This is a genomic window from Streptomyces sp. NPDC006365 (genome assembly GCF_042870755.1).
Taxonomy (GTDB): Bacteria; Actinomycetota; Actinomycetes; order Streptomycetales; family Streptomycetaceae; genus Streptomyces; species Streptomyces xiangluensis.
In genome coordinates this window covers 786,648-812,836 of the sequence record NZ_JBIAHS010000003.1, presented here as the reverse complement: position 1 = coordinate 812,836, position 26,189 = coordinate 786,648, and the positions used below count along the sequence as shown (strand labels likewise).

Here is a 26,189-nt window from a genome sequence, read left to right as displayed (position 1 = left end):
AACCGTATCTTTGTGAATGGGCGTTTTACGGTGTCCTGATGCGACTTGTTCCTAGTTGGGCCGTGCTCTCATCGGGGTGTGCGCCCGTCCTGCTGGCCGGAGGCTGGGCGATCGCAGCAGTGCTGGAGGGGCCCGCCTACGACCCCGTCAGTCAGACGATCAGTGTCCTGGCCGCGTACGGGGCTGCGGGATTCTGGGTGATGACCGCAGGACTGCTCGCCCTGGGCGTCTGCCACCTGCTGACCGCCCTGGGACTGCGCCCGGCCGCACTCGCCGGCCGTGTGGCGCTGGCCGGCGGGGGAGCGGCGACACTGGGCGTTGCACTGGTCCCGGCACCGAGTAGTGGGGGTGCCCTGCGGCACGGTTTCATTGCCGGGGTCGGATTCGCTCTCCTGGCGGTGTGGCCGGTCCTGGCCGCCGATCGTAGAACGGGCATGCCTTGGGGGCTTCGGCCCGCGCCCTCGCTCGCGGCGACCGCTCTGATGACGGTCGGCGCGGCATGGTTCCTGCTCGAATTGCACCGTCACGGTGCCCCGGGTGTCGCCGAACGCGTGGTGACATCCATCCAGTCCCTCTGGCCGTTCGTGGTCGTCGCTTCCTGCGTCCGCCATGCTGAAAGACGACAGGCCACCGATGTGATGTCGCACGATGACCGCAGGCGGACGTGATCGCCGCGGAACTCGGCATGTTCTCTGGCATTTCGTTCCCTGGCGTCTCCGCCGCCCCCTCACGGAGGTCCCGCGTCGTCCTGCGGAAAGCCGTACCGTCCCTGAAGCCGGACGAAGCGGGCCGCGGTCACAATCCGCCGCTGCTCCAGCCCCGACGCGGTGCGCACGAAGCACACAACCCGCTCATGCCCGCCCCGTCCGATCGGCTGCACCAGGCGGCCGGACGCCCGCACCTGTGCGACCAGCGGTGCGGGTACCTCCGGGAACGCGGCCGACACGATGACCGCGTCGTATGGAGCGCGGTCCGGCACGCCGCCGCTGCCGTCGCCGACCCGCAGGTCCACGTTCCGCACCCGCTGCCGCGCGAGATTGCCGCGCGCCTGGCGGGCGAGGTCCGGCCGCATCTCGATGCTGACCACGTCGTCGGCCAGCCGGGCGAGCAGCGCCGTCTGGAAGCCGAGACCGGTACCGATCTCAAGGACATGCTCGCTCCCGCCCAGGCCAAGGCCCTCGATCATCATGGCGGACAGCGACGGCTGAGTCGTGACCTGCCCTTCCCCGATCGCAACGGGTTCGTCGCGGTAGGCGGCGGCCACCCGACCGGCCGGAACGAATTCCGCCCGGGGCGTCGTCCGTACGGCCTCGAGCAGCCGCTCGTCCCTGATCCCGGCGGCTGTGAGGGCTCGCACGAGATCTTCGGGCTCCCTGGGTACGGAGTTCATGGGCGGCTCACCACACCTCAGCCTAGGAAGCTCGTGGCAGCCGGGCGACCGGGGGAGGGGTGCCGGACGGGTTCTGAAGCCGGCCCGGCACCCCTGCGGGCAGACGGCGCTCCAGGGACGGATCAGAGCGCGCCCTGGGCCCAGGGCCCGGTGATCGCGAACGTGATGCCGGGCGTCTGGATGTTGACGAACAGCCAGCTGCCGTTCTTCGGATCGAACACGGATCCGGCCCACTCGGATCCCCTGTGGTCGGCGGCCGGGACGTTCTTGCCCGCGGTGCCGCCACGCAGGTCGACGTTGTTGACGGCGAAGCGGAAGATCTCGCCGTCCGTGGTCAGCCCGTGGACGTACTCGGTGCCGCCGCCGTCCTCGCAGAGCACCAGGCCTCCGCGAGGGCTGACGCACATGTTGTCCGGGGCGTTGAGCACGTCGGCGCCGGGGGAGGCGAAGAGCACCCGGAACTCGTCGGTGGCCGGGTCGAGTTCGAAGACCTGCCCCTGGCGGGCCGGGCCGCCGTCGGTCGTGATCACGTAGATGCGGTCGTTGCCGTACCAGGCGCCCTCGAGGCGGCTGAAGACGGCGGCGCCGTTCGCCTGTGCCTGGAGCCGCACCGTGTCCGTCGCCGGGTCGACGTCGTCCACGGGCACCCAGGAGACGGTGCCGTATGCCTTCTCCCCGTCGAGGCGGGTGTCGTACGTCGCGGCGCCGATGCGCATGGCCTCCAGCCGGCCGCCCTTGGACAGGTCGCCCCGCACCGCCGGCACGAACCGGTACAGGGAGGCGTCGCCACGGTCCTCGGTCTCGTAGACGTAGCCGGTCGCCGGGTCGATGGCGATGGCCTCGTGGTTGAACCGGCCCATGGCCTTGTACGGCTCGGGGTTGCCCTTGCCCTCCGATGCCACCTCGAAGATGTAACCGTGGCGCTTGCCGGCCGTCGTGGAAAAGGTCTCCTCACAGGTGAGCCAGGTGTTCCACGGGGTGGGACCGCCGGCACAGTTGCGGAGGGTGCCGCCGAGGCTGCCGTAGGACTCCAGCCACTTGCCGGCGTCCGGGTCGAAGACCATGGTGGTGGTCCCGCCGCCGGCCTCGGGGTTGTAGGCCGGGGCGGTGAAGGCGGGTCCGGCGCCGCGCTCGTGGTTGCGGACGATGTGGAGCTTGTCGTCGTACCGGAACGCCGCCATGCCGTCGTGCGAGCCCGGGGTGCGCACCCCGTCGTCCATGAGGTCGTTGGTCCAGCCGTAGGAGATGTACTCGAACCCGCGCGGCAGCTGAAGCAGTTCCAGGCCGGTCGCCTGGTCCTTCACCGGGCGCAGCGGGCCGTACCCGGCGTCGAATTCGAGCTTGACCGGCGCGGCTGCCGCCGTCCGCGCCGCGAGGGCCTGGAAGGGCACGGACGCGGCCGCGGCCACGGCCGCCCCGCGCAGGAGGGTGCGTCGTTCAGGACCGGAACTGGTGGGTCTTCCGGCGGACTTGGCTGACATGGGGGTCCTCTCGATGCGACGAATCGATGCGACGAACGAGGGGGCGGCGCGAGTCACCCTAGGAGGAGAGGCCTGGCCCTTTGCCCAACGGGAAGTGAGCGATGGGAGAAGATCTTTCGTCCATGCGCTCCGCTGGTGGGGCGGTTCCCGGAGGCCGGAGCAGCGGTCAGTCAGTCAAACTCCTCGACGTACTCCTGCGGCGGTCCAAGCTCGGGGCGGTTCCGCAACTCCAGGGTTCCGCCGAGCCGTTCCAGCTCGAGGACCGTCACAGTGTTCTCGCCGGCGCGCAGCAGCGGTGCGGGGCAGTAGAGGGTGACCTGCGGGCCGATCTCCCAGTAGCGGCCGAGCAGGAAGCCGTTGATCCAGACGAGGCCGCGGCTCGATCCCGGCAGTGCGAGGAAGGTGTCCGCGGGCGTGTCGACGTCGAACGTCGCGACGGCGAAGCCGGCGTGCGTGGTCGCGGGGCCGGGGGCGACCGCGGCGGCCAGGTCCGTTGACGACCACTCCTGCAGCGCGACCGGCGTGCTGTCCCAGCCCTGCACGATGCGCCGGTCGACGAGGACAGGACCGAGCAGGCCCTTGTGCCCGCCGATGCCCGGGCCGTAGTTCACCCGGCCGAGGTTCTCGACGAGGACCTCCAGGCGTACGGCGTCTCCGGTTCCGTGGATGGGGAGTTCCGGCTCGTCGGGGTCGGCTGCGCCGAGGAGGGCGCCGTCGGCGAAGACCAGCGCCCGGTCGCGTACATCGGTGAGGACCAGCCGGTGCTCGCCCGCCGGGATGCGCGGGTGCGCCGTGTGCAGGACCATCCCCGCGTCCAGCCCGAGCTGCTCGAACGAGGCGGGGCGCGGGGCGGTCGAGGTCGGGACGTGGGCCGGAACTGCGCGGATGCCGGTGAGCAGGTCGGCGCGGTGGGCGAGTGGGACGCGGGTGGGCGGGAGCGTCGGCATCCGCTCGGGGGAGCGGAGGGGGCCGCGTGCGCCGAGAGCCTCGCGTACGGCGAAGAACTTGGCGGCGAGGCTGCCGTCCTCGGCGATCGGGGCGTCGGAGTCGTAACTGGTCACTATGGGCTGGAGACGGCCCTCGTGCTCGTTGGCGCCTGCCCAGAGGCCGAAGTTGGTGCCGCCGTGTGCCATGTAGATGCTCACGCTGCCGCCGTCGGCGATGATGCCGCGGAGTGTACGGACCGCGCTGTCCACCCCACGGACGTGGTGCCGCTTGCCCCAGTGGTCGAACCAGCCGTTCCAGAACTCGGCCACCACGAACGGTTCGTCCGGTCGCCGAATGGCGAGGAGCTGCCGGGCGGCGTCGGGCTGGGAGCCCAGGGTGATGGCAGCCAGGGTCCCGGGCAGGGTTCCGCCGTCCAGCATGAGCTCGGTGGGGCCGTCGGCGGTGAACAGCAGCTCCCGGATGCCCCGTTGACTCAGGGCCTGGCGGTTCCAGTGCAGGTAGGCATGGTCGTCGCCGAAGCTGCCGAACTCGTTCTCCACCTGTACCGCCACGACCGGCCCGCCTTCGGCGGTCTGGAGCGCGGCGATGCGCGGGACCAGCTCGTCGAACCAGCGGCCGACGGCGGACGTGAACCCCGGATCCGAGCTGCGGATGGCGACGTCCCGGCCGGTGAGCCAGCTCGGCAGGCCGCCGTTGGACCACTCCGCGCAGATGTACGGGCCGGGCCGGACGATGACGTCGAGCCCCTCTTCGCCCACGGTGCGGATGAACCGCTCGACATCCCGCCAGCCGTCGAAGCGTGGCGCCTCGTTCTCGCGGGGCTGATGGAAATTCCACGGCACGTACGTGTCGACCGTGTTGAGGCCGAGGTCGGCGAGCCTGCGGATCCGGTCCCGCCAGAGGCCGGGGTGGACGCGGAAGTAGTGCAGTGCCCCGGACAGGATGCGATGAGGGACGCCGTGCCGGTACAGGCGGCCCTTGCGCCGGCCGAGCGCGCCGGTGGCGCCGTCGGCCCGCGCATCGGTCGTGGCGTGTGCCGGGGAGATGTGCGTCATGGGGGGCTCAGTCACGGTACGAGCGTATGTTATCGATGCCACGCGTAACAGGCTTCGATATGATCTGGTGGACGAGGACATCGGGGGAGAGGAGCGCCATGACCGAGGGCACCGCGAGGCCGAGGCAGCCGAGCATGAGCGACGTGGCCCGGACCGCAGGGGTGTCGGCGCAGACCGTCTCGCGCGCGCTCCGCGACTCGCCGAACGTCAACCCCGAGACCAAGCGGCGCGTGCTGGCCGCCGTGGACCAGGTCGGCTACCGGTTCAACAGCGCCGCCAGGGCGCTGTCCTCCGGGCGCAGCCACACCATCGGGCTCGTGCTGCTGGCGTCCGGCGGGTACTACTCGCGCTCGGCGGTCACCGCCGGCGTCGAGGCAGCCGCCGGTGCGGCCGGGTACGCGGTGAGCATCGCGACCATCGCCGCGCTCGACACCGGACTGATGGAGCGGGCCCTGTCCAAGCTCGCCGACCAGGGAGTCGACGGCTTCGTCATCGCCGTACCGCTCATCTCCGTGACACCGAAGATGGAGGACATCACCCGCGACATCCCGACCGTCACCCTCGACGGTTCGCGGACGGCGGGCGCCCGGGTGCTCGGGATAGACCAGCAGGAAGCGGGCCGTGTCGCCACGCAGCATCTGCTCGACCTCGGGCACCGCCAGGTCTGGCACATCTCCGGGCCTGACGAATGGATCGAGGCGCGCCGGCGGCGGCAGGGCTGGCAGGAGTGCCTGGCCGCTGCCGGGATCGAGGCGCCGCCGCCTCTCGAGGGCGACTGGTCGCCGGACTCGGGACACCGGCAGGGGCAGATCATCGCGATGATCCCGGAGGTGACCGCGGTCTTCGCCGCCAGCGACGAGATGGCCTTCGGGGTGATCCGCGCCCTGCGCGAGCGCGGCCGGTCGGTGCCCGACGACGTGTCCATCGTGAGCGTCGACGACATCGCCCTGGCGGCCTACTGTCATCCGCCGCTGACGACCGTCCGACAGGACTTCTACCGCTACGGCGCGGCGGCCGTCGCCCTGCTGCTGCAGGGCGACGACGCCGACGTCGACGAATCCGTCGTCACCGCGTCACTGTCGGTACGCGCCTCTACGGCACCGCCGCGCTCCCACTGAGCCTCGGGCCGTCCGTTCGCAGAAATGCCTCTCGTGGGCCCCTTGCGCCTTCGTGCCAGTCGGTGCCACCGTAAGGCCGTCATGTTATCGGTGCCACCGTAACAACGCCGGGATCGGCATGAGCAAGGTGGGCAACTGTCCACGGGAAGGACCCACATGAGGAGATCGCTAGTCCTCGCGGGCGCCGCGGTCACGGTGCTCGGACTGCTCGCCGGCTGTTCGTCCGGCGGGAGTGGCTCGGACTCCGGTAAGACGACCCTCAAGGTCGCCGCCCTGGAAGGCGGCTATGGCCGGGACATGTACGCGCAGGTCATCAAGGCGTACGAGGCCTCGCACCCTGACATCGATGTCCAATTGCAGATCTCGAAGAGCATCGAAGACGAGATCACCCCGAACATGAAGGCGGGACGGTACCCGGACGTCGTCGTGCTCGGCCAGGGCCGCAAGGCCGCCCTCACCGAGACCCTCATCAAGGACAAGGCCCTTGAGGACCTCACACCGGTACTGAAGGAGCAGGTCCCCGGCGAGGACACGACCGTGGGGGACAAGTTGATCGAGGGCATCGTCGGCAACCTCAACACCAATCCGTACCGCACGGATCAGACGTACCTCATGCCGATGTACTACGCGCCGACGGGGCTCTTCTTCAACAAGGGCCTGTTCGAGCAGAAGGGCTGGAAGGTCCCGGGCACCTGGGACGAGATGTTCGCGCTCGGCGACACGGCCGAGAAGCAGGGCATACCGCTCTTCACCTACCCGACCGCCGGTTACCTCGACTCGTACTTCTTCGCACTCCTCGCCGACGTCGGCGGGGAGCAGTTCTACACCGACGTCATGACGTACAAGAAGGACGTCTGGAAGACGGCGAACGCCCGGGAGGCTCTCGACATCACCACCCGGCTGCTGAGCTACGCCGCGCCGGCCACCGTCGGCTACGCCAACGAACAGGATTTCACCAAGAACCAGCAGCTCGTCCTCGACAACAAGGCGCTGTTCATGCCGAACGGAACCTGGATCGTCGGCGAGATGGTGGACGCCCCCCGCGTGGACGGCTTCCAGTGGGGTCTGACGCCGCTGCCGGCCGTCACCGCGGGCAGCAAGCGCTACATCACGACGTCGGTCGAGTCGGTCTGGATACCCAGCGCCGCCGAAAACAAGGACGCGGCAAAGGAGTTCATCGCCTACCTGTACTCCGACGAAGCGGCGAAGACCTTCGCCAAGTCGAACGCGATCCAGCCGATCGACGGCATTGTGAGCAGCCTGTCCGAGGAGAACGCCGCGTTCTACAAGGTGTACGAGGACCCATCGGTCGCCCCGCTCGTCGGCGGGTTCGCGAGCACCGCGCCCGTCGAGGGCGTCGACATCAAGGCCACGCTCTTCGACACCGCGAACAGCGTCATCAGCGGCGACACCACCGAGGACAAGTGGCAGGACGCGCTGAACGACGCGAGCGAGAAGCTGCGCGAGGCGGGCGGCTGAAGTTCCCGGCGGCGGCCCGCTCAGGCGGCCGTCCGCCGGTGCCACCCCGACCCGGGAAAGCCCCTTCGCTCACGCAGGACCGGCGGACGGCCCAAGGATCGTCACGATGACGACCCTCTCCACCGTTCCTGGACAGTGAGCGGGAGTGAGTCCGCTCGCTGGCACGCCCCGAACGGTCTTGGGTGCTCCCCCACTGCCTTAAGGGCGTGGGAGGTACCCCCAGGTCGTCCGCTTTCGCGTCCCGGGCGGCGACACGGATCGTGTCCGTGGTCCGAGCCGGGCGGGCAGATTCCCCCACGACCCGGCCGTGTGGATGCGGCCAGTGGCGACGGGGAGGCCCTGAACCATCACTCCGGTGGAGCAGGGGCCCGCACGCTGGCACCGAACCCGGCGTCCAGATCGCGCTGTTGACGCTACTCCGGCGGCACCAGGGCACCGCAAGTCCGCGAGCCGACCATCACACGATCGAGCTAAGGCGACCTTATGAGTGTTCCTCGGCGAGCAGTTGCCACCGCTACCCCACCCAAAGACTCGACGAACCGCACCTCCGAACCGGCGCCGTCCGCCGCCAGTCCGCGGCGCCGTTCCCGGGCCCCGGCCCGGCGGCGCGGCAACACCCGCTTCGTGCTGGCCTGTCTGCTCCCCGCGCTGGTGCTTTTCGCGATCTTCATGGTCGTCCCGACCATGAACGTGTTCCGGATGTCCTTCTACACCTGGAGCGGGTTCTCCCCGGACAAGCGATTCGTCGGGCTCGACAACTTCTCCCGCCTCCTCGACGACGAGCAGTTCGTGCGCGCATTCCAGAACACGGTCGCGCTGCTGGTCGTGGTGACCGTCGTGACGATGGGCATGGGCCTGTTCCTCGCCGCGATCATGACCCGGCAACGGCTGCGCGCGCGGAACCTGTACCGCTTCGTTCTCTACATCCCGAACGTGCTCTCGGTGGTCGTGATCGCGGCGATCTTCTCCGCCGTGTACGACCAGAAGAACGGTCTGCTCAACGGCACGCTCCGGCTGCTGTCGCTCGACGGCCTGCAACAAGTCTGGCTCGGCAACCAGAAACTCGTGGTCTACTCCGTCGCGATCGCGATGGTCTGGCAGTCGCTGGGCTACTACATGGTCCTCTACATGGCGAGCATGTCGAGCATCCCGGAGGAGCTCTACGAGGCAAGTGCACTCGACGGGGCCTCCGCCGCCCGGCAGTTCTTCGCCATCACGCTGCCGCTCATCTGGCAGAACCTCCGCACCACACTGACCTTCTTCATCATGAGCGCCGTCAACCTCAGCTTCGTCCTCGTCCGCGCGATGACCGGCGGCGGGCCCGACGGCTCATCCGAGGTCCTGCTGAGCTACATGTACAAGCAGGCGTACACGAACTCGTCGTACGGCTACGGCATGGCCATCGGTGTCGTCATCTTCGCGTTCTCGTTCCTCGTGTCGCTCCTGGTGAGCCGGGCGACGCGACGCGAGCCCCTCCAGTTCTGAGAGCTCCTTGAGGACGGACACCATGACCACGATCAAGTCGTCGTCCCGCCCCCGCACGGGCCGGGCGCTCACTTACGTCCTTGTCGCCGCGATCGCACTCGCCATCGCGGCCCCGGTCGCCTGGGTGCTGCTTGCCTCGCTCAAGCAGAAGAGCGAGTTCTTCGGCAGCCCCTGGACGCTGCCGAAGAGCCTGCACGCCGCCAACTACGTCGAGGCGTTCGTCGACGCGCACATGGGTCAGTACTTCCTGACGTCGGTGTTCGTCACGGTGCTCGGGCTGGTGCTCGTCCTGGTGGTCTCCGTGCCGGCGGCCTACGTCATCGCCCGGTACGAGTTCCGCGGCCGGCGTCTTGTGGAGACCGCGCTCCTGGCCGGGCTCTTCGTCAACGTCAACTACATCGTCGTACCGATCTTCCTCATGCTCGTCGACTGGGACCGCGCGCTCATCGACGTCTTCCCCGGCGGGTTCTTCATCGACAACCCCTCAGTCCTGTCGCTCGTCTACGCGGCCACATCGATCCCGTTCACCATCTACCTGCTCACCGCGTACTTCCGGTCGATACCGGTCGAGTACGAGGAGGCCGCCGCGATCGACGGAGCGTCCCGCTTCCGGATCATGACCCAGGTCATGCTCCCGATGGCGCGCCCGGCGGTCACCACCGTGATCCTCTTCAACTTCCTGGCCTACTGGAACGACTTCATCATCGCGCTCACCCTGCTCCCCGGCGAGGGCAAGACGCTGCAGGTCGGCCTGCTCAACCTGTTCACCGCGCAGAAGGCGGCGGCCGACTACGGGCGTCTCTACGCCGGCATGGTCATCGTCATCGTTCCCGTCCTCATCCTCTACGCGGTCATCCAGCGTCGGCTCATCGAGGGCATCGCTTCCGGCGGCGTTAAGGGCTGAACCGGCTCCCCGGCGGCATCAGTTGCTCGCGGCATCAGCGGAAGGAATCTTCATGAAGGAATCGACGCGTACGGCGCTGCTCGTCACCGCTCGTACCCTCGTCGCGGCAGGCTGCCTCACGCTCGTCGTCACCGCGCGCACGACGGTCGGGTGGGGCAACCTGCTGGTCATGCTCGTCGCTCTGGCCGGGCTGCTGTTCCTGCTCGCCGCGTACAACCGGCGTTTCCGGTGACCGCGGCAGCGGCGTCCGGACGGGCGCGGGCGTCTGCGCTGGCCGCGGTCCGGCCGAGCGAGCGACAACTCGCCTGGCAGGCAATGGAGTTCTACGGATTCATCCACTTCGGCATGAACACCATGACGGACCGGGAGTGGGGCGAGGGGCACGACGACCCCGCCGCCTTCGACCCGGCCGGGCTCGACGCCGACCAGTGGGTCGCGGCACTGAAGAGCGCCGGGATGACCGGTGTGATCCTCACCTGCAAGCACCACGACGGGTTCTGCCTGTGGCCGAGCGACGTCACGACCTACTCGGTCGCCTCGTCACCGTGGCACGGCGGCCAGGGCGACGTGGTCGCCGAGGTCGCCGACGCGGCCCGACGGCACGGCCTGCGGTTCGGGATCTACCTGTCCCCCTGGGACCGCACCGAGGCCTCCTACGGTTCCGGGACCGCGTACGACGACTTCTACGTCGCCCAGCTCACCGAACTCCTCACCGGGTACGGGCCGGTGTTCTCGGTCTGGCTGGACGGCGCGAACGGCGAGGGCCCGGGCGGCAAGACCCAGGTGTACGACTGGGAGCGGTACTACGCGGTGGTCCGCGAGTTGCAGCCGGACGCGGTCATCAGCGTGTGCGGGCCCGACGTCCGCTGGTGCGGCAACGAGGCCGGGGACACCCGCCCCGACGAGTGGAGCGTGGTCCCGCGCGCCCTGCAGGACGCCGAGCGGACCGCGGACCGCTCGCAGAAGGCGGACGACGGCGCCTTCGCCCGGCTCGTACGCAGCGACGAGCGCGACCTCGGCAGCCGCGCGGCGCTGGCCGGGCACGAGGACGACCTGGTCTGGTACCCGGCCGAGGTCAACACCTCGATCCGTCCCGGCTGGTTCCACCACCCGGCCGAGGACGCTCAAGTCCGTTCCGTGGACGAGCTGTTCACCATCTACCTGCGCGCCGTCGGCGGCAACTCCTGCTTCCTGCTCAACGTCCCGCCGGCTCGGGACGGGCGTATATCGGACACCGACGTGGCGGTCCTTGAACAACTCGGGCGGCGTATCGAGGACTTCCGGGCGCGGCGTATCGAGGCGAGCGTGACGGTCTCGTCCGGGGCCGCGGGCGACGTCGCGACCGCGTGGCCGGGCGCAGGACGTACGCCGTGGCGACCGGACGACAGGGACCAACTGCCCGTCGTGACGCTCGAGTTCGGACGACCCCGTCTGGTCGAGGCGGTAGTCGTGGGCGAGGACATCACGCAGGGGCAGCGCATTGAGCGCGTCGTCGTACGGGGCCGTCGGGACGGCCGGTGGACGATGCTCGTCGAGGCGAACGCGGTGGGCAGTCAGCGCATCCTGACGTTTCCGCCGCTCGAGGTCGGCGCACTACGGGTCGAGGTGCCGGAAGCGCGGGACATGCCCATCGTGGCGTGCGTGGCCGCGATCGGGGCGGCCTCATGAAGGGCACCTTGCCCAGGCAGGGCACCTCACGCAAGCCGGGCGCTTCGCGCACGCCCAGCACCTCACGCAAGCCGGGCAGGCCAACTCCGGCACGCAAGCCGAACACGGCCCGCAGGCAAGGTACTTCGCGCAGGACGTCACGCCGGGCCGTCGCCCTGATCACCGGCGTGTGCCTCGCCCTCGGCGCGCTGGCCGTCACCGGAATCACGTTGCTCCGCGACGACCGAACCAGCGAAGTCGCCTCCCTCGACGGGCACCCCGTTACCCGCGACGAACTGCTCTTCCACATGCGGCGGTTGGCACCGACCGTGCAGAACGAACTGCGCAACGAATACAACCTCCCGGGCGCGATCGGCTGGAACGCGAAGGCCGGCGGCAAGACCGCGCTCCAGCGGCTCGAGACCCGTGCGCTCGACGAGATCTGGCGGGACAAGACCACGCTCGTCCTCGCGAAGCAGCAGGGGCTCATCGGCTCCGTGGACCACGCGGGCTTCCTCGCCGAGCTGGCCGAGGAGAACGAGTCCCGTGCCGAGGGCATCGCCGCGGGCCGAACCGTTTACGGCGTCGCGCAGTTCTCTCCCGAGGAGTACTACACACACCGGCTCACCGAACTCACCACGAGCCTGAAGAAGCGGCTCAGCAGGGATGCCGGCGACCCGCTCCGGGTCACCGATGCCGAGGTCCGGCGTGAGTTCGACGCCGACCGGGACGCCTGGAGCGCCAACGCGACCACGTACAAGTACTCGCAGCTCGTCGTGCCGGTGCCCGACGCTGCTTCCGCCGACTACCCGGCCGGCCTGCAGCGGCGAGTCGCCGCCGCCAGGCACCTCGCGGACGTCGCCGCCGGGGAGCCCGGAGCCAAGCTCTCGACCGGCACGTACGACGGCAGCGGCTCGACCGGGCTGAACGCTCGCGACCAGGACCTGATGGCGGCGCTCGGAAACCTCGCCCCGGGCGAGAGCTCCGCCCCGGTCGCGGGCACCGGTCAGATCACCTACTACGAACTCGACAGCAAGAAGGTCGACGAGGACAAGGCGTTCGCCGACTACCGCCGGCGGATCCGGCAGTCGCTCGTCGAGGAGAAGTTCACCCAGTTCCTCCAGCGCCGGGTCGAGAACAGCGACATCGAGATCGACACCTCGGCGGTGGACGCCATCAACGCAGAGGATGTGCAGCAATGAGACCCGTCGATACCGAATCACCGCCCGCTGCGCGGCTGTTGCGCGCGGTCCTCACCGTTCTGCTCGCCGCGGTGCTCGTCGGATCGCTCGTTCCCGCCGCACACGCCGCCGCGGCCCCGGACAGTGTTCCCGCCCGCGCCGTCGCCAAGCCGAGCTGGCCCGGCAACGCGCCGAACACGGCCGGCGGCAAGGACTACTTCATCGACGCCACGAACGGTCGCGACAACGCGGCCGGGACCTCGCCGAAGACCGCCTGGCGCACCTTGGCCAAGGCCGGCGCGACGACGTTCGCACCCGGCGACCGCATCCTGCTGAAGGCCGGTGAGCAGTGGCAGGACGAGCAGTTGTGGCCGAAGGGCTCGGGCAGCGCGGGCAAGCCGATCACCATCTCGGCGTACGGCGACCCGAGCGCCGCCCGGCCGTACATCGCGACGAACGGGAAGGTGCCGAGCCCGTTCAACGCGGACGGCACGAAGAATCCCGAAACCGTCGGCCGGACCGGCGCCATCGTGCTGCGCAATCAGCAGTACTGGGAGATCAACAACGTCGCGCTGTCCAATGACGACGACTTCGCGACCGACATCACGACAGGTTCGTACGTCCGCGACGGAATCATGGTGTCGATCAATGCCGACCTCCTGAAGGACGGCGCGGACAGCATCATGGACCACTTCCGCATCTCGGACGTGTACGTCCACAACCTCGACGGCCCGAGCAGCTGGCAGCGAATCCACTACGGCGGCGTCAACTTCCAGGTCTTCGGCAACCGCAGCTACAAGGAGTACGACACAGGCGGCTATTACTTCAAGAACGTCCGGATCGAGAACAACACCTTCGAGAACGTCGAACTGCACGCCATCCAGTTCGCCTTCAACTGGTTCTACGACCGTTCGGCGGATTCCGGCCAGTACGACGAGAGCGGGAAGTGGCACGAGGGCTGGGAACAGCTGTGGGTACGCACCCGCGACCTGTACAGCCGCGACGTCTACATCGGCCACAACTACGCCGAGAGCGTCGGCCAGGGCGCGATCCAGCTCGCCAACACCAAGAACATGAAGGTCGAGTACAACGAGGTCAACGGCTATCTGGAGCGCTACGACGCGGTGTCCTGCGCGCTCTATCTATGGGCGGGCGCCGACTCGGTCATGCAGTTCAACGAGGTGTACGGCGGGCCGAACAACGAGTTCGACGGCACCCCTTGGGACCTCGAGTACACGAACTTCAACGTCACGTACCAGTTCAACTACTCGCACGACAACGCGGCGGGCTGGATGGCCTATATGGGCAACAGCTCCAATTCAACAGCCCGCTACAACCTGAGCGTCAACGACAACGGCGTACTCGTGAAAAACATGCTGTCGACGAACTACTCGCCGACGTATTTCACGAACAACACCTTCGTCTACGACGGCGCGGACCTCGACTACGTCCACGACGAGACATTCCTGAGCCGCGTCTACTTCCTGAACAACATCTTCTACAACACCTCGAAGACGACGGAGACACCGTGGTACCGCCGGACCGGAGCCCTGCGGCAGGCCGTGTTCTCCAACAACGACTACTACGAAGCGAGCGGCACCCACTCCACCCAGGAACCGGCCGACCCGAAGGGCTCCCGGGCCGACCCGCGGTTCGTCGGTGACCCAGCCGACTACGTCACCGGGGCGGGCGTGAAACAGATCCGAAGGTCCGCGGCGCACTTCGCCCTCCGAGACGACTCGCCGCTCATCGACGCGGGCCGGTACAACCCGCACCTGGGCACCAAGGACTTCCTCGGCACGCACATCTACTACGGCGACGCACCGGACATGGGCATCGCCGAGACGAGGATCGGTCCGCAGGTCACCAACCCCGTCGACGACGACCCCATCGAGGAGGAGAGTCACATCTCTCCGTAATATACTTGGTACGCTCAGTGCATTGTCGGGGGCGACAGTCAAGTCCCCAACAGCACGAGTGAGTCCTGCACTTGCTCCGGCGGCCGGAAGGGTCGTCGCCGGACAGGCATGACCTGTCAAACTCCCCGGAGCGATCCAGGGGAGAATCTCCCGGATTCATCCGGGAGAGAACTTCAACTGGACGAGTACACCGACTCGGGTACCGACCCACCACTGCAGCTGTTCGAGCTGCAGCGGTGGGACCGCGGAACCGACGCATGGGTGACCTTCGCGAGCCGCGACGACGGCATCGGCCACGATCGCACCGTGACCGGCTTCGGCAGCGTCACGGCCTCCCGGCTCCGGGTGGCGCTCACCGGGCAGATCGCGACGGAGCAGTACACGCCGACGCTCACCGAGATCGCCGCGTACCGGACCGGCGGGTAGGCCGGACCGGAGTGTGTAACGGCCACCGGCGGGTGGAAGCCGTGGGCTTCCACCCGCCGGTGGCTGCCACCCGTGTGGGTCTCTGATCTCGTGGCCGAAAAGCGGACCTGCGGCTTTCCCCAGGAGCAGAACTGAAGGTGGCAGGCTGTCCCGGATCTGCCGCGGATCCAGGAGCCCCCTGCGGCGATCTGCGCCCGCTCGGCCGCATGATCGGCTCGGCGAAGATCGTCGGACTGGGTGAGGCCACGCTGCGAATCAGGGAAGGAAGACGGTCTTGCCGCGGACGGGTCCGGAACGGGCGCGGGCCACCGCGGCGGGGGCGTCGGCCAGGGGGACCTCGGCGTCGATCGTGACCCGGAGCTTCCCGGCGGCGGCGAGGTCGGCAAGGCCTTCGAGTTCTGCCCGGCTGGGGTTGTTGCCGAGATTGACGCCGCGGATCTCGCGGGCGGCCAGGGCGTCGGGCTCGGCGGCGTAGTTGGTGCTGATGAGGATGCCGCCGGGCTTGAGCAGGCCTGCCAGGGCGTCGGTGTCGCCGCCGGGCTGGGTGACCAGGTCGAGGACGGCGTCGATGCCGCCGGGATAAGCGGCCAGGACCTGTTCGGCGGTGGGCGCGGCGCGGAAGTCGATGGTTTCGTGGGCGCCGAGGTCGCGGAGGTGCCCGGCGATGTCGGGCGTGGCGGTGGCCAGCACCCGGGCTCCCTGGAGGGCGGCGAACTGGATGGCGGACTGGCCCACGCCTCCGGAGGCACCGTTGATGAGGATGACGTGTCCGGTGTCGAGCCGGGCGGTCTCGATGGCCTGGTAGGCGGTCATGCCGGCGGTGGGCAGCGCCGCAGCGACGGTGAACGGCAGGCTGTCGGGCATGCGGGCGATCTTGCCGTCCTCGGCGGCCAGCACGTACTCGACGTACGAGCCCCGCCCGTGCTGGACGTTCATGAACTGGCCGAAGACAGTGTCGCCGGGCCGGAAGCGGGTCACGCCGGCGCCGATGCTTTCGACGACTCCGGCGCCGTCCGAGCCCATGACGAGGGGGAAGTGGTGCTCGACGGCGTTCTTCAGGGCGCCGTCGGCGACCTTCCAGTCGAAGGGGTTGAGTGCGGCGGCATGCAGGCGGACCAGCAGCTCACCCGGGCCCGGCTGCGGTACGGGCAGATCGGTGAGCTGCGGCTCGGCTTCGAAGCCGGTGACGACGACCGCTTTCATGACTGTGCCTCCCAGCTGACGGTGAGTTCGTTGCGGCGGCCGAAGCGTTCGAGATGGCTGCTCACCACGTCCTGGATGGCGGTGAGCGTGGTCGCTTCGGGTGAGGTGACGCGGATCAGCAGGTGGTCGTCCGCGGGCTGGAGTACGACCTCGGTCTCCTGGAAGGTGATGCGGTGGCCGCCGTCCGGGGTCTCCTCGACGGGGATCTTGCGGCCGAAGTGCGAGGCGAACTGCTTGGCATAGCGCGGGGCGGCGTCGGTGGTGGCATGGCCGAGGGAGGAAGGCATGGATGACTCCTGGGGGACGGGATCGGTGCGCCCGCAGCTTGTGGTGCGGTCAGCCGACCAGCGCGGTGACCGTGGCCGTTTCGGGCAGGGCGATGGTGTGGTGAGTGCGCTGGGCCTTGGCATGCAGGTAGCGGACGTTGCTGTCGGTGGCGAAGACACCGGTACGCCGGATGAAGCGAACGGGGACGCCCAGGTCCCGCAACTGCTGAGCTTTGTCGGGGTTGTTGGTGAGCAGGTCCAGTTCGGCGATGTCGAGGGCTGTGAGCATCTGGGCGGCGGCGGTGTAGTCGCGGCCGTCCTCGGGCAGGCCGAGCGCGGTGTTGGCCTCGTAGGTGTCCAGGCCGGCGTCCTGCAAGGCGTAGGCGTCCAGCTTGTTGTAGAGGCCGATACCGCGACCCTCCTGGCGGAGGTAGAGCAGGACGCCGCCGGTGGCAGCGATGCGCTCCACGGCTTCGCGCAGTTGCGGGCCGCAGTCGCAGCGCGCCGAGCCGAACACGTCCCCGGTCAGGCACTCGGAGTGCAGCCGCACCAGCGGTGCCGAGGCCGCCGTGGGGTCGCCGAGGACGAGGGCCACGTGCTCCTTGCCGTCGGCCAGGCCGTGGAAGGTGACGGCCTCGGCCGTGACCTCGTAGCCGTCGGCGAAGCGCAGCGGGATGGTCACGCGGGTGCGCACGGAGGCGTTGGCGACAAGGGTGTGGCCTGCTGAGAGGGAGGCGTGCATCGGGGCTCCTCGAGGATCGAACAAAGGGCGGTTCAGATTTGAACCTCGATGCCTGAACGATACCTAGTGCTTCAAATTTTGAACAATGCCGCGGCGTGTGACACCGGCCACACTGGTTCGAATTTGAATGGCATCACGCCGGCGGGACGCCGCGGATCGCCCCACGGTCGCGGTCCAGAGCGATGTCGTACTGCGATCGTGGTACGCGCAGTGCACGCCGTGGGCTGACGCCGGAGTCCGCTTTCCTCGAGACCCTTGAAGCCTCAAAAGATGTGAGGTGGATCGTGATCGAGGTAAACAATCTCAGCAAGAGGTACGGCGACAAGCTCGCCGTCGATGACCTGAGCTTCTCCGTGCGCCCTGGAGTGGTGACGGGATTCCTCGGGCCCAACGGCGCGGGCAAGTCGACCACGATGCGCATGATCATGGGCCTTGACCGTCCGTCGTCCGGCACGACGCGTATCAACGGCCGCCCGTACGAGCAGCACAAGGCCCCACTGCAGGAGATCGGGGCGCTGCTGGAGGCGAAGGCGATCCATCCCGGACGTTCGGCGTACAACCACCTGCTGGCGCTGGCAGCGAGCAACGGCATCGGCAAGCGGCGGGTGCTGGATGTGATCGACATGGTCGGCCTGACGGAGGTCACCCGCAAGCGCGCGGGCGGATTCTCGCTGGGCATGGGGCAGCGGCTGGGCATCGCCTCGGCACTGCTCGGCGACCCGCAGGTCGTCATGCTGGATGAGCCGGTCAACGGCCTTGATCCTGAAGGTGTGTTGTGGATCCGCAACCTGTTGAAGGACCTCGCGGACCGGGGGCGGACGGTCTTCGTCTCCTCTCACCTGATGACCGAGATGGCGTTGATCGCAGAGGACCTGATCGTGATCGGGCGGGGGCGGCTGCTGTCCGCCGGTCCGCTCGCCGCATTCATCGCCGGGTCCTCCAGCAGCAGCGTACGAGTGCGCTCGCCGCAGGCCGCTGACCTGCGTGCCCTGCTGCTGGGCGACGGCGTCTCGGTTTCCACGAGTGAGCCGGGCGTGCTGGAGGTCACGGGACTGGAGGCGGCCGAGATCGGTGAACGCGCCGCGGCCGCCGGCGTGGTCCTGCATGAGCTGTTCCGTCAGGAGGCCTCGCTCGAGGAGGCGTTCATGGAGTTGACCCATGACGCAGTCGAATACCACGCCACCTCCGCCGAGCCCGTCACGACGGGAAGGACGAACCGATGAGCACCACAGACCTCGCGCCGCAGGACACGACCACGATGGACACCCGCTCGGTGGACCGTCAGCGGGTCACCTTTCCGCGGGTCGTCCACATGGAATGGATCAAGCTGCGGTCGCTGCGCTCGACGACCCTCACGCTGGCGATCACGGTGGCGCTCCTCATCGGCTTCGGCCTGTTGTTCAGCAGTGTGGTCGGCTCGGGAGAGGGCCCCGACCAGGAAGACTTCGGCGACCCGACCTCGATCACCCTGGGCGGCGTGATGCTCGCCGCGCTGGCCATCGCGGTGCTCGGAGTGCTGATGAGCGCCGGAGAGTACGCCACCGGAACCATCCGGGCCACGCTCGCCGCAGTCCCGTCACGCCTGCCCGTGCTGTGGGGCAAGGTGGTCGTCTTCGCCGCGGTGAGCTTCTTGCTCATGTTCGTCGCGGCTCTGGGTGCCTTCCTGGTCGGCCAGTCGGTCCTGTCCTCCCGCAACATGGACACCGCCGCGCTGTCCGATCCGGGGGTGTTCCGCGCGGTCGTCGGCGCGGCGGTGTACCTGACCGGTGCCGGCCTGATCGGTCTGGCGGTCGGGGCGCTGCTGCGCAACACCGCCGGGGCGATCACCCTCGTGGTGGGCGCGCTCTTCGTGGTGCCCGGCCTGATCCAGCTGCTGCCCAGCAGCTGGAACGAGACCATCAGTCCGTACCTGCCGTCGAACGCGGCGAACGCCTTCATGACGGTGCAGACGGAGAGCGACTCGCTGTCACCCGGGTCCGGACTGGCGGTGTTCGCCGTGTACATCGTGGTACTCCTGGCCGGCGCGGCCGTCGTGCTCAAGCGGCGCGATGCCTGAGTGCAGGGTGAGGCACTGCTGTCACCGAAGGCGACCAAGGCGCTCATGGCCCGCTACCTCGCCGCACCGGACCCCAAGGGCCCTCCGGTGCCGGAGCTGACGAGCCTGACCGAACGCGAGCGCGAAGTACTCGTCCTCGTGGCCGCCGGTCTCTCCAACGACGCCATCGCCGAACGTCTCCACGTCTCGCCCTGGACCGCCAAGACCCACGTGAACCGCACCATGGCCAAACTCGGCGCCCGGGACCGCGCCCAACTCGTCGTGATCGCCTACCAGACCGGCTTCGCGCGGGGGCAAGGGCCAGTACTCTGACTAAAAAGGCAGTCTCTCTGACTCTTTTGCGGTCAACTCAGTCAGAGTGCACAGAGCGCCGGCTACCTGGTCGATCAGTTGGAGGCCGGCGGATACGTGGAGCGCTGCCCGGATCCCACGGACGCCCGTGCCCGGCTGAGCCGTCAGACCGGCAAGTCGCAGGCCATACACCCCCTCGCCGTTGCGGTGATCGCAGGTCGAGGCCGAGTGGACCGCCCACCTCGGCAAACGCCGCATGGACCCGTTCCACGACGGTCTCGAAGGCTCCGCGAGATCACGGACCCGTACGTCGGCCGATGAGCCGCCCTGCTGATCAGAACAAAGGGAAAGGTCGAAATGTCCGAGTACTCGTTGGCCCTCAGTGACGCGGAGATCGCGCGGTACCAGCTCATGGCCGAAGCCGCCGAGCGGAGGGAGCGCGACCTGTGGGTCGCCGCAGGAGCGGTTCCCGGAGCGCGCATCGCGGATGTGGGATGCGGACCCGGCGCGGTCGCGGTGCGGCTGGCGGAGAAGGCCGGCCCGGACGGAGTGGTTTGGGCGGTCGACCGGGACGAAGGCGCGCTGTCCGTCGCCTCCGCGCTTGCCGATAAAGCCGGGGTGCGGGTGCATACAGCGACAGGGTCCGCCGACGCCACCGGGCTGCCCGCCGGCACTTTCGACCTGGTGATGCTCCGGCATGTCCTGGCCCACAACGGGGGCCGTGAGCAGACGATCGTCGACCACCTCGCCACGCTGGCCAGGCCTGGCGGCGGTGCCGTGTACCTCGACGACATCGACGCCGGCTCCTTTCGGCTGCGCGGAGCCCCGGCAGCGTACGAGGAGATGGATGAGCGGTACCGCGAACTGCACCGCCGCCGGGGCAACGACCTGACCATCGGCACCCGGCTCGACGAACTGCTCACCGCGGCCGGCCTGGAGCTCGTCGCCTTCGAGGGGCACATCAATGTGATCACGCCGCCGCCGGGTATGCGTGGTCCGGCCTGGGCTGCCCGCGACGCCATGATCGCCGAAGGCCTGATCACGCCGGAGGACATCGCCCGCTGGGACGAGGCCTTCCGCAGGGCCGAACGGGAGTGGCGCGAGGTCAGGTTCTTCGCCGCCAGCTTCGTCGCCTTCGGCCGGCGGCCCTGAGCCTCGGGTTGAGGCGCTGCTCCCTGGGCGTCCGACTGCGACTCCTGCCGGACCGACCCGAGTGCTGGTCGACGGGCACGTGTTCGTCCGATGCGCGGGGCCGCCAACCGTGCCCGTTCCTGCGGCACCTGTGCGCGGCGACCGCCTTGGCGGTCACAAGGCTGCGTCGTCCCATGAGGGACAGGCCCCCGGCGTGAGCCGAGGGCCTGCGCTCGGTCAGCAGGTGGAGTTGGTCTGGGTGAGCAGGTCGAGCCGCCACGGGAGAGTGTTGCAGCCGCCACCCGCGTTGGGGTTCATGCCCTGGTAGAGGTACTGGAGCCGGCAGGCGGGAATGGTGAGTGTCTGGTCGTAGCCGGCCCGGATCATCTCGCCGTGGCTGATGTCCCTGGTCCAGGCTCCCGACGGGAAGGTGACGTTGTTCGCCCTGGCGAAGGGGTTGGGAAATCCGCGCGCCGAGATCCGGAGCCGGTGCCGGCGCCCCGTACGGCACGGCTGTACGGGGCGCCGTTGGTCTTCGTCGTCGGCCACAACCGGGCACCACGAGTGGACCGGCTCACGTTCGGGGAAGTCGCGCCGAACTCCTGCACCACGGCGTGGAACTACTGGTGGCAGTCGAACCGTTCGGTCGAATGCCACTACCAGGGCTCCGACATCGGATGGCACACCAAGTTCGTGTACATCCCGGCCGAGGACGACGGCAGCACCTGGACACATTCGACCTCATGCCGGCGCCTTACCGCGCGGGTCATGTTCCCGAGCCGGCGGGGTCAGTGCCGGGCGAACTGAACCCCGGTCGGTTGCACGACGTTCGGCCGCAGCGCGATCCCGGTGATGGTCAGTCGTTCTCCGTAGATGTCCGTGACTCTGATCGAGCTGCCGCACCCGCTGCCGTTGGCGGAGATGAAGTAGTTGTATTCGGTGCGGGGCAACTGCCGCCAGCCGCCGCCGGTCCGGACCTCCAGGCGCGCGACCGGGTTGCGGTGGCCGATCGCCTGGATGCCGCACCAATAAGGGCTGGACCCGGTCTTGTACCTGATGGAGATCGTGTCGGACGTGCTGGGACTCAGCAGCTGCCAGGTGACAGGTATCCGGCCGACCTTGAGATCGGCGAGTTTGGCGAAGGCCTGTTGGCTGAGGTCGAGTTGCCCGGGTGCGCAGGGCAGAGGGCATTCGTTGGTGATCCGTACCGTGATCGACTTGCCGTTGGCTGCGCGGACGAGCACGTACGCGCCGCACGCCCTGGACATCTCGTAGTCCGTGGTGTTCATGGCCGCGATCATGAGGTCTGGACTCGGGCCGAACAGGCAGGCGCCGTCTCCGTCGGCGGCCTCGTAGGCGGTGGCGACCCCCGTGTAGGTGGTGTTGGGCCGAATCCGCCCTGCCGACGATGGCGGGGTGGACGCCCTGCGCGGGGGCCGTGGGGTGGCTGTGGCCGAAGGGCGTGCCGCACCGGTCGTCGCAGCAGCGGTCGGCGTCGGGGTGCCGGTCGCGGTCGGCGTCGCCGACGCGCTCGGGGTGCCCGTCTCAGTCGTGGGGGTGGCTCTCACCTGGTTGGTGGCGGCGGGTGTGGCCGCGGCATGTCCTGCCTCCGCCTTGCGGTCGGGGAGCGACCCCATGACAAGGTAGGCGAGAACCCCCGCTGCGGTCACCGCCAAGGTGGTGCCCAGCACAAGCCTGCGTCTTTGCCTGCGCTGACGCGCGGCCTGCCTCGCTGTCTTCATACCTGTCCGTTCGGAAGATCGAGCCGATGGTGCACTGTTGAGTGACCGCACAGAGCGAAAAGGTTGCCTTCGATTTCTCACTGGGGCGTACCGGAGTTCCGGGGTAGGCGTATCTGGACGGCTTGCAGGGTCGTTCCCGTTGAACCGTCTGGTGGCGCGGGTCCCCACAAGTTGAAGGCCCGATGTGGATGAAGTTCCGCGACCGCAACGAGTGGATCCTCTACCTCGACCAGTACGCCTCCGGACGCGGCTACATGCCGGTCACGACGACCAACCCGTCCCCCTCCGGCACTACAAGCTCTCGGCGTCGGGAAGCTACAACCTGGGCGGAACCAAGAAGCGCGCCAGGCTCGATCCTGAACTGACGGCCGCCGAGGAGAGCCGCGTACAGGCCCGATGGCCCAACACCACGGTCAACCGGCTCCAGTCGTACAACTTCCAGGACCGGTACGTGCGGCCGTGGACGTCAAGCCGGTCCTCAACTGGGTCGCGTACACCAAGGGCTGGATGCCCGGCAACGAGACCATCGGCGACGTCCGGTTCGGCCATGAGATCACCTCGTCGGTCCGGGTGGACTCAACTTCAACACCAACGACCTGACCGTCAGGGTCGGCTGACCCGACATCAGGGCCGAGGTCGGTCCGCGCCCTTTCTCAGGCGCGGTCGACCCTCGGCCCGCAGTGCGTTGCAGTCCGCGAAGGCGACCGCGACGAGGCGCCACCGCTGGCCACGTGGCGGTGCGTCCTGTGTCCCCGTTATCCCCGTTGTCCCCGTCAGCAGAGGGAGGCAGAGGGAGAGGGCCTGGTTCAGCCGTCGAAGGGCTCGTAGTCGAACCAGTCGAAGTGGACGGTGCCTGCGGCGGCGTACATGCCGATGACCCGGCCCGTGAAGCCGCCGGCGACCTCGGTCGACAGGTAGCGTCCGTCGAGGGTCGCGAGCTCGCTGAACGTGCCGTCGGGCTGCTCGACGCCGAGGGAGACGACGTCGGGTCCGGTGCACGGTCCGTGCGGAGCCGGCGGTTCCGTGATCGTGACGGCGAGGACCACTGGCCCCGCGGGAATGGACTGTGCGGCCACGACCGTGCGCAGGGAGCCGACGCGCGCGACCACCCGCACCCGCGTGCCGGACACCTCGATCGCGTAGTGGTGCCGCTCGTCGAGCCGGACTGCGAGGCCACCGCGTCCCTCCGCGTCCTGCGGTGGTGTCGAAGCGCTTCACCTCCAGGCGCAAGTTGAAAGGACAAGTTGCTCGCGAAACAAGAGCCTCTACTGCGAGACACTTTTCCCCTGCTGGCTCATCTACAGCCTGCCAGGGAAAATGGGCTCGTTGAAGCGCTTCGACTACCCTCGCTTCAGAGCCAGCTCCATACTCGGCTTCCGAGGGATGTGCGCCGTGGGCTCGGCGTCCTTTCCGCCACTGACCGGCATTCCTTCCGCGAGCCCGGATCGCTGGGGCGCGGAGCTTCGCCGGCCTGCTGGAACGGCCCACGTGCGACGAGCGGTTCGCGATGCCGCACTCGTACGATCCGGAGCCAGGCGCTGTGCGGCGCGGCCGAACGACTGCTGTGCAACCGAGCCCGGAAAGGGCTCGGGTCCCGGGAGCGCGTGTCATCCGGCGGTCAGAGTGGTCCACTTCTGGTTGGAGCCGCCGTTGCAGTCCCACAGCACGGGCTGTGTGCCGTCGGCCGAGGAGGAGCCCGGAACGTCGAGGCAGCGGCCGGAGGCGGGGTTGCGGTAGCCGCCGTTGTAGGGCTGCCAGACCTGGTTGGAGCCGCCGTTGCAGGCCCAGGTCTGCACCTTGGTGCCGTTGGCGGTTCCCCAGCCTGCGGCGTCGAGGCACTTGCCCATGGAGCGCAGCGTGCCGTCGGTGTAGGCGGACCAGGGTTGGTTGGCTCCGTCGCCGCAGCTCCAGATCTGGACGGCGGTCCCGTCGGCGGTGTTGGCGCCGTTGACCTCCAGGCACTTGCCGGCGATGCCGGACTGCACGCGTGCGGCGGCGGGGGCGGGGTTCCTCAGCCACCCGGCGCTGTCCGCGGCCTGGATGCCGCGGTGGAAGGCGTCTGCCATGTTCTGGTAGCCGTGTCGTTGGGATGCAGGGTGTCGGCCAGGTCGGCCGTGGTCAGGCTGCTCGTGTCCACGTACGCGCCGTGCTTGCCCGCGGCCTGTGCCTCGCTCACGATTTGAGGGATGGCCTGGTTGTAGGCGGCGCGGTACTGCTCCTCCGAGCCGCTGGTGGACACGACCAGGGAGGCCACGAGGACGGTTGCGTCGGGGACGTCGGCGGTGATCTGGCTGACCAGCGTTTCAGCCGGGCGGCGGCGGTGGAGACCTGGTAGCTCTCGTTGAGGTCGTTGGTGCCGATCACCAGCGTCACGACGTTGGGCCGGTAGCGGGTCAGCGAGGCGTCGGCGAGTGCGGAGATCTGGTGGATCTTGTATCCGGAGTGACCTTCGTTGTCGGGGTCGGACATCGAACCGCCTCGCAACGTGCCCACGAAGTCCAGCGAATGACCGTCTGTCGCAAGCTTGTTCCGCAACGGAGCCCGGTAACCGTTGCCCGTACTGCTTCCCACACCCCAAACGGATGGCCGCCGGCAGGCGGCAGAGCCGCCAGGTCCGGGATCACCGCACTTCACCTGGTATCCGCGAGAAGTTCGATTCCCGCGCCCCGAGACAGGCCGATACTCTCGCCATGATCGATGCGAACAACGTGCGTTCTGAGGACGGCTTGGACGTGGGTGATGGACGGTTCCACACAAGCCGCGGGACGTCCGGAGCGTCAGACGATTCGGCAGGGAGAGGGCAATGACCGTTCTCGATGGGATCCTCGCGGGAGTTCGCGAGGACTTGGAACAACGCAAGCGTGCGACGCCGTTGGCGGAGCTGCGCTCCCGGGCGGCAGACGCGGCACCCGCGCTTGACCCCCTGCCCGCTTTCCGCGCGCCTGGGGTGTCCATCATCGCCGAGGTGAAGCGAAAGAGCCCCAGTAAGGGCGCGCTGGCGGACATCGCCGACCCTGCGTCCCTCGCGGCCCAGTACGCGGCCGGCGGTGCCGCTGCGATCAGCGTGCTCACCGAGAGCAGGCGTTTCGGCGGCTCCCTCGCCGATCTGGACGCCGTACGTGCCCGGGTCGACGTGCCCGTCCTGCGCAAGGATTTCATCGTCGACCCCTATCAGCTGTGGGAAGCTCGCGCTCACGGCGCCGATCTTGCGCTTCTCATGGTCGTGTCGCTGGACGACGGCCGGCTCACGGACTTGATGGGGCTGTGCAAAGAGTTGGGTCTCACGCCGCTCGTGGAGGCGCACACGGCCGACGAAGTGCGGCGCGCTGCCGCCGCGGGAGCTGAGCTCCTCGGAATCAACGCGCGGGACTTGACAACGCTCGACGTGGATCGCACCGTGTTCGCCGACCTGGTGACGGGTATCCCCGAAGGCACGGTCAGCGTCGCGGAATCAGGAGTGACGGGCCCAAAGGACGTCGCGGAGTACCGCGGTTGGGGAGCCGACGTGGTATTGGTCGGCGAGGCACTGGTCCGCTCGGGGGACCCGCTCAGCGCGGTGCGCGAGTTCATCGGGGCTGCCGGGGCGTGATGGCGTACGGCTCGGCCAGTGGCACGCCCGGACAGTGGCCGAGCCTCTCACCGCCGAACCGGCTGAAAACGGCCCCGGCTTCCACCGCAGCGGGAGCGCGACCCCGCGCAAGTGGCCGCTGTTTGTGAGCAACTGG

General features: G+C 68.7%; 24 protein-coding genes and 5 pseudogenes. 18 read left to right on the top strand and 11 right to left on the bottom strand.

All coding sequences use genetic code 11. From position 1 onward, the window contains the following. The first annotated feature begins 38 nt into the window (after positions 1-38). Positions 39-668, top strand: coding sequence for a DUF998 domain-containing protein (locus ACFYO0_RS12980; RefSeq protein ID WP_388674153.1), 630 nt, complete (start codon positions 39-41; stop codon positions 666-668). Positions 669-727: 59 nt separating this feature from the next. Here the strand turns inward: ACFYO0_RS12980 and ACFYO0_RS12975 are convergent, their stop codons facing one another. The 3 genes from ACFYO0_RS12975 to ACFYO0_RS12965 form a co-directional block, all read right to left on the bottom strand. Beyond that, positions 728-1,390, bottom strand: a complete 663-nt coding sequence (locus ACFYO0_RS12975; RefSeq protein ID WP_388674151.1) for a protein-L-isoaspartate(D-aspartate) O-methyltransferase — start codon at positions 1,388-1,390, stop codon at positions 728-730. Between the two features lie 122 nt (positions 1,391-1,512). After that, positions 1,513-2,871 carry an alkaline phosphatase PhoX gene (locus ACFYO0_RS12970; RefSeq protein ID WP_388674149.1) on the bottom strand — a complete coding sequence of 453 codons (1,359 nt, stop codon included), beginning with the start codon at positions 2,869-2,871 and terminating at the stop codon, positions 1,513-1,515. Between the two features lie 170 nt (positions 2,872-3,041). Then, positions 3,042-4,874, bottom strand: coding sequence for a glycoside hydrolase family 35 protein (locus ACFYO0_RS12965; protein WP_388674274.1), 1,833 nt, complete (start codon positions 4,872-4,874; stop codon positions 3,042-3,044). Between the two features lie 98 nt (positions 4,875-4,972). On the opposite strand from ACFYO0_RS12965, the gene ACFYO0_RS12960 reads away from it, so the two are divergent. The 9 genes from ACFYO0_RS12960 (at position 4,973) to ACFYO0_RS12920 (ending at position 15,033) form a co-directional block, all read left to right on the top strand. Next, positions 4,973-5,992 (top strand): LacI family DNA-binding transcriptional regulator, encoded by a 1,020-nt coding sequence (locus ACFYO0_RS12960; RefSeq protein WP_388674147.1) that lies wholly within the window; start codon positions 4,973-4,975, stop codon positions 5,990-5,992. Between the two features lie 156 nt (positions 5,993-6,148). Next, positions 6,149-7,471 (top strand): carbohydrate ABC transporter substrate-binding protein, encoded by a 1,323-nt coding sequence (locus tag ACFYO0_RS12955; RefSeq protein ID WP_388674145.1) that lies wholly within the window; start codon positions 6,149-6,151, stop codon positions 7,469-7,471. A 483-nt stretch (positions 7,472-7,954) separates the two neighbouring features. After that, positions 7,955-8,956, top strand: coding sequence for a carbohydrate ABC transporter permease (locus tag ACFYO0_RS12950; protein ID WP_388674143.1), 1,002 nt, complete (start codon positions 7,955-7,957; stop codon positions 8,954-8,956). 22 nt (positions 8,957-8,978) lie between these two features. Beyond that, complete coding sequence (locus tag ACFYO0_RS12945; protein ID WP_388674141.1) at positions 8,979-9,860, top strand: carbohydrate ABC transporter permease; 882 nt, start codon at positions 8,979-8,981, stop codon at positions 9,858-9,860. Positions 9,861-9,912: 52 nt separating this feature from the next. Beyond that, entirely contained in the window at positions 9,913-10,092 is a 180-nt protein-coding gene (locus ACFYO0_RS12940; RefSeq protein ID WP_388674139.1) for a DUF6903 family protein, read from the top strand. Then, positions 10,089-11,528 (top strand): alpha-L-fucosidase, encoded by a 1,440-nt coding sequence (locus ACFYO0_RS12935; RefSeq protein WP_388674137.1) that lies wholly within the window; start codon positions 10,089-10,091, stop codon positions 11,526-11,528. The genes ACFYO0_RS12940 and ACFYO0_RS12935 overlap by 4 nt, the downstream gene beginning before the upstream one ends. Next, positions 11,525-12,709 (top strand): hypothetical protein, encoded by a 1,185-nt coding sequence (locus ACFYO0_RS12930; protein ID WP_388674135.1) that lies wholly within the window; start codon positions 11,525-11,527, stop codon positions 12,707-12,709. Before ACFYO0_RS12935 ends, ACFYO0_RS12930 begins: the two co-directional genes overlap by 4 nt. Further along, the gene (locus tag ACFYO0_RS12925; protein WP_388674133.1) at positions 12,706-14,607 is read left to right on the top strand and encodes a hypothetical protein; all 1,902 of its coding nucleotides are present in this window, start codon (positions 12,706-12,708) and stop codon (positions 14,605-14,607) included. The genes ACFYO0_RS12930 and ACFYO0_RS12925 overlap by 4 nt, the downstream gene beginning before the upstream one ends. Positions 14,608-14,868: 261 nt before the next feature. Next, positions 14,869-15,033: a hypothetical protein gene (locus tag ACFYO0_RS12920; RefSeq protein ID WP_388674131.1), complete on the top strand. Its 165-nt coding sequence runs from the start codon at positions 14,869-14,871 to the stop codon at positions 15,031-15,033. A 255-nt stretch (positions 15,034-15,288) separates the two neighbouring features. On the opposite strand, the gene ACFYO0_RS12915 is transcribed toward ACFYO0_RS12920, so the two are convergent. From ACFYO0_RS12915 to ribA, 3 genes are read right to left on the bottom strand one after another with little or no spacing between them, the layout of a single operon-like run. Beyond that, entirely contained in the window at positions 15,289-16,236 is a 948-nt protein-coding gene (locus tag ACFYO0_RS12915; protein WP_388674129.1) for an NADP-dependent oxidoreductase, read from the bottom strand. Then, complete coding sequence (locus ACFYO0_RS12910; RefSeq protein ID WP_388674127.1) at positions 16,233-16,523, bottom strand: DUF2218 domain-containing protein; 291 nt, start codon at positions 16,521-16,523, stop codon at positions 16,233-16,235. Before ACFYO0_RS12910 ends, ACFYO0_RS12915 begins: the two co-directional genes overlap by 4 nt. 49 nt (positions 16,524-16,572) lie before the next feature. Further along, positions 16,573-17,244: a GTP cyclohydrolase II gene (gene ribA / locus ACFYO0_RS12905; protein ID WP_388674125.1), complete on the bottom strand. Its 672-nt coding sequence runs from the start codon at positions 17,242-17,244 to the stop codon at positions 16,573-16,575. A gap of 284 nt (positions 17,245-17,528) precedes the next feature. Here ribA and ACFYO0_RS12900 point away from each other — a divergent pair, with 284 nt between their 5' ends. From ACFYO0_RS12900 to ACFYO0_RS12880, 5 genes and pseudogenes are all read left to right on the top strand, one after another. Then, positions 17,529-18,467, top strand: coding sequence for an ABC transporter ATP-binding protein (locus ACFYO0_RS12900; RefSeq protein ID WP_388674123.1), 939 nt, complete (start codon positions 17,529-17,531; stop codon positions 18,465-18,467). Continuing rightward, positions 18,464-19,300, top strand: a complete 837-nt coding sequence (locus ACFYO0_RS12895) for an ABC transporter permease subunit (protein WP_388674121.1) — start codon at positions 18,464-18,466, stop codon at positions 19,298-19,300. The genes ACFYO0_RS12900 and ACFYO0_RS12895 overlap by 4 nt, the downstream gene beginning before the upstream one ends. A gap of 6 nt (positions 19,301-19,306) precedes the next feature. Continuing rightward, positions 19,307-19,612 (top strand): annotated as a pseudogene (locus tag ACFYO0_RS12890) (response regulator transcription factor); the annotation flags it as partial. Between the two features lie 48 nt (positions 19,613-19,660). Continuing rightward, positions 19,661-19,912, top strand: a pseudogene (locus ACFYO0_RS12885) (MarR family transcriptional regulator); the annotation flags it as partial. Between the two features lie 36 nt (positions 19,913-19,948). Next, positions 19,949-20,743: a class I SAM-dependent methyltransferase gene (locus ACFYO0_RS12880; RefSeq protein ID WP_388674119.1), complete on the top strand. Its 795-nt coding sequence runs from the start codon at positions 19,949-19,951 to the stop codon at positions 20,741-20,743. Positions 20,744-20,959: 216 nt separating this feature from the next. Here ACFYO0_RS12880 and ACFYO0_RS12875 read toward each other — a convergent pair. Next, a pseudogene (locus tag ACFYO0_RS12875) lies at positions 20,960-21,181 on the bottom strand (non-reducing end alpha-L-arabinofuranosidase family hydrolase); the annotation flags it as partial. A 329-nt stretch (positions 21,182-21,510) separates the two neighbouring features. After that, positions 21,511-22,464, bottom strand: a complete 954-nt coding sequence (locus ACFYO0_RS12870; protein WP_388674117.1) for an expansin EXLX1 family cellulose-binding protein — start codon at positions 22,462-22,464, stop codon at positions 21,511-21,513. Positions 22,465-22,631: 167 nt separating this feature from the next. Here ACFYO0_RS12870 and ACFYO0_RS12865 point away from each other — a divergent pair. After that, positions 22,632-22,921: pseudogene (locus tag ACFYO0_RS12865) on the top strand (1,4-beta-xylanase); the annotation flags it as partial. A 2-nt stretch (positions 22,922-22,923) separates the two neighbouring features. Then, entirely contained in the window at positions 22,924-23,064 is a 141-nt protein-coding gene (locus ACFYO0_RS12860) for a hypothetical protein (protein ID WP_388674278.1), read from the top strand. A 206-nt stretch (positions 23,065-23,270) separates the two neighbouring features. On the opposite strand, the pseudogene ACFYO0_RS12855 reads toward ACFYO0_RS12860, so the two are convergent. The 3 genes and pseudogenes from ACFYO0_RS12855 to ACFYO0_RS12845 all read right to left on the bottom strand — a co-directional run. Continuing rightward, positions 23,271-23,651: pseudogene (locus ACFYO0_RS12855) on the bottom strand (glycoside hydrolase family 43 protein); the annotation flags it as partial. Between the two features lie 420 nt (positions 23,652-24,071). Next, complete coding sequence (locus tag ACFYO0_RS12850; RefSeq protein WP_388674115.1) at positions 24,072-24,530, bottom strand: ricin-type beta-trefoil lectin domain protein; 459 nt, start codon at positions 24,528-24,530, stop codon at positions 24,072-24,074. Continuing rightward, complete coding sequence (locus ACFYO0_RS12845) at positions 24,476-24,718, bottom strand: hypothetical protein (RefSeq protein ID WP_388674113.1); 243 nt, start codon at positions 24,716-24,718, stop codon at positions 24,476-24,478. Before ACFYO0_RS12845 ends, ACFYO0_RS12850 begins: the two co-directional genes overlap by 55 nt. Before the next feature lie 549 nt (positions 24,719-25,267). On the opposite strand from ACFYO0_RS12845, the gene trpC reads away from it, so the two are divergent. Continuing rightward, positions 25,268-26,053 (top strand): indole-3-glycerol phosphate synthase TrpC, encoded by a 786-nt coding sequence (gene trpC, locus ACFYO0_RS12840; protein WP_388674111.1) that lies wholly within the window; start codon positions 25,268-25,270, stop codon positions 26,051-26,053. Positions 26,054-26,189 lie beyond the last annotated feature (136 nt).

Bases quoted from the DNA above. Each gene is read 5' to 3' on its own strand.
- ACFYO0_RS12980 (WP_388674153.1), top strand. From the start codon at position 39: ATGCGACTTGTTCCTAGTTGGGCCGTGCTCTCATCGGGGTGTGCGCCC.
- ACFYO0_RS12975 (WP_388674151.1), bottom strand. From the start codon at position 1,390: ATGAACTCCGTACCCAGGGAGCCCGAAGATCTCGTGCGAGCCCTCACA.
- ACFYO0_RS12970 (WP_388674149.1), bottom strand. From the start codon at position 2,871: ATGTCAGCCAAGTCCGCCGGAAGACCCACCAGTTCCGGTCCTGAACGA.
- ACFYO0_RS12965 (WP_388674274.1), bottom strand. From the start codon at position 4,874: ATGACGCACATCTCCCCGGCACACGCCACGACCGATGCGCGGGCCGAC.
- ACFYO0_RS12960 (WP_388674147.1), top strand. From the start codon at position 4,973: ATGACCGAGGGCACCGCGAGGCCGAGGCAGCCGAGCATGAGCGACGTG.
- ACFYO0_RS12955 (WP_388674145.1), top strand. From the start codon at position 6,149: ATGAGGAGATCGCTAGTCCTCGCGGGCGCCGCGGTCACGGTGCTCGGA.
- ACFYO0_RS12950 (WP_388674143.1), top strand. From the start codon at position 7,955: ATGAGTGTTCCTCGGCGAGCAGTTGCCACCGCTACCCCACCCAAAGAC.
- ACFYO0_RS12945 (WP_388674141.1), top strand. From the start codon at position 8,979: ATGACCACGATCAAGTCGTCGTCCCGCCCCCGCACGGGCCGGGCGCTC.
- ACFYO0_RS12940 (WP_388674139.1), top strand. From the start codon at position 9,913: ATGAAGGAATCGACGCGTACGGCGCTGCTCGTCACCGCTCGTACCCTC.
- ACFYO0_RS12930 (WP_388674135.1), top strand. From the start codon at position 11,525: ATGAAGGGCACCTTGCCCAGGCAGGGCACCTCACGCAAGCCGGGCGCT.
- ACFYO0_RS12925 (WP_388674133.1), top strand. From the start codon at position 12,706: ATGAGACCCGTCGATACCGAATCACCGCCCGCTGCGCGGCTGTTGCGC.
- ACFYO0_RS12915 (WP_388674129.1), bottom strand. From the start codon at position 16,236: ATGAAAGCGGTCGTCGTCACCGGCTTCGAAGCCGAGCCGCAGCTCACC.
- ACFYO0_RS12910 (WP_388674127.1), bottom strand. From the start codon at position 16,523: ATGCCTTCCTCCCTCGGCCATGCCACCACCGACGCCGCCCCGCGCTAT.
- ribA (WP_388674125.1), bottom strand. From the start codon at position 17,244: ATGCACGCCTCCCTCTCAGCAGGCCACACCCTTGTCGCCAACGCCTCC.
- ACFYO0_RS12895 (WP_388674121.1), top strand. From the start codon at position 18,464: ATGAGCACCACAGACCTCGCGCCGCAGGACACGACCACGATGGACACC.
- ACFYO0_RS12880 (WP_388674119.1), top strand. From the start codon at position 19,949: ATGTCCGAGTACTCGTTGGCCCTCAGTGACGCGGAGATCGCGCGGTAC.
- ACFYO0_RS12870 (WP_388674117.1), bottom strand. From the start codon at position 22,464: ATGAAGACAGCGAGGCAGGCCGCGCGTCAGCGCAGGCAAAGACGCAGG.
- ACFYO0_RS12850 (WP_388674115.1), bottom strand. From the start codon at position 24,530: ATGGCAGACGCCTTCCACCGCGGCATCCAGGCCGCGGACAGCGCCGGG.
- trpC (WP_388674111.1), top strand. From the start codon at position 25,268: ATGACCGTTCTCGATGGGATCCTCGCGGGAGTTCGCGAGGACTTGGAA.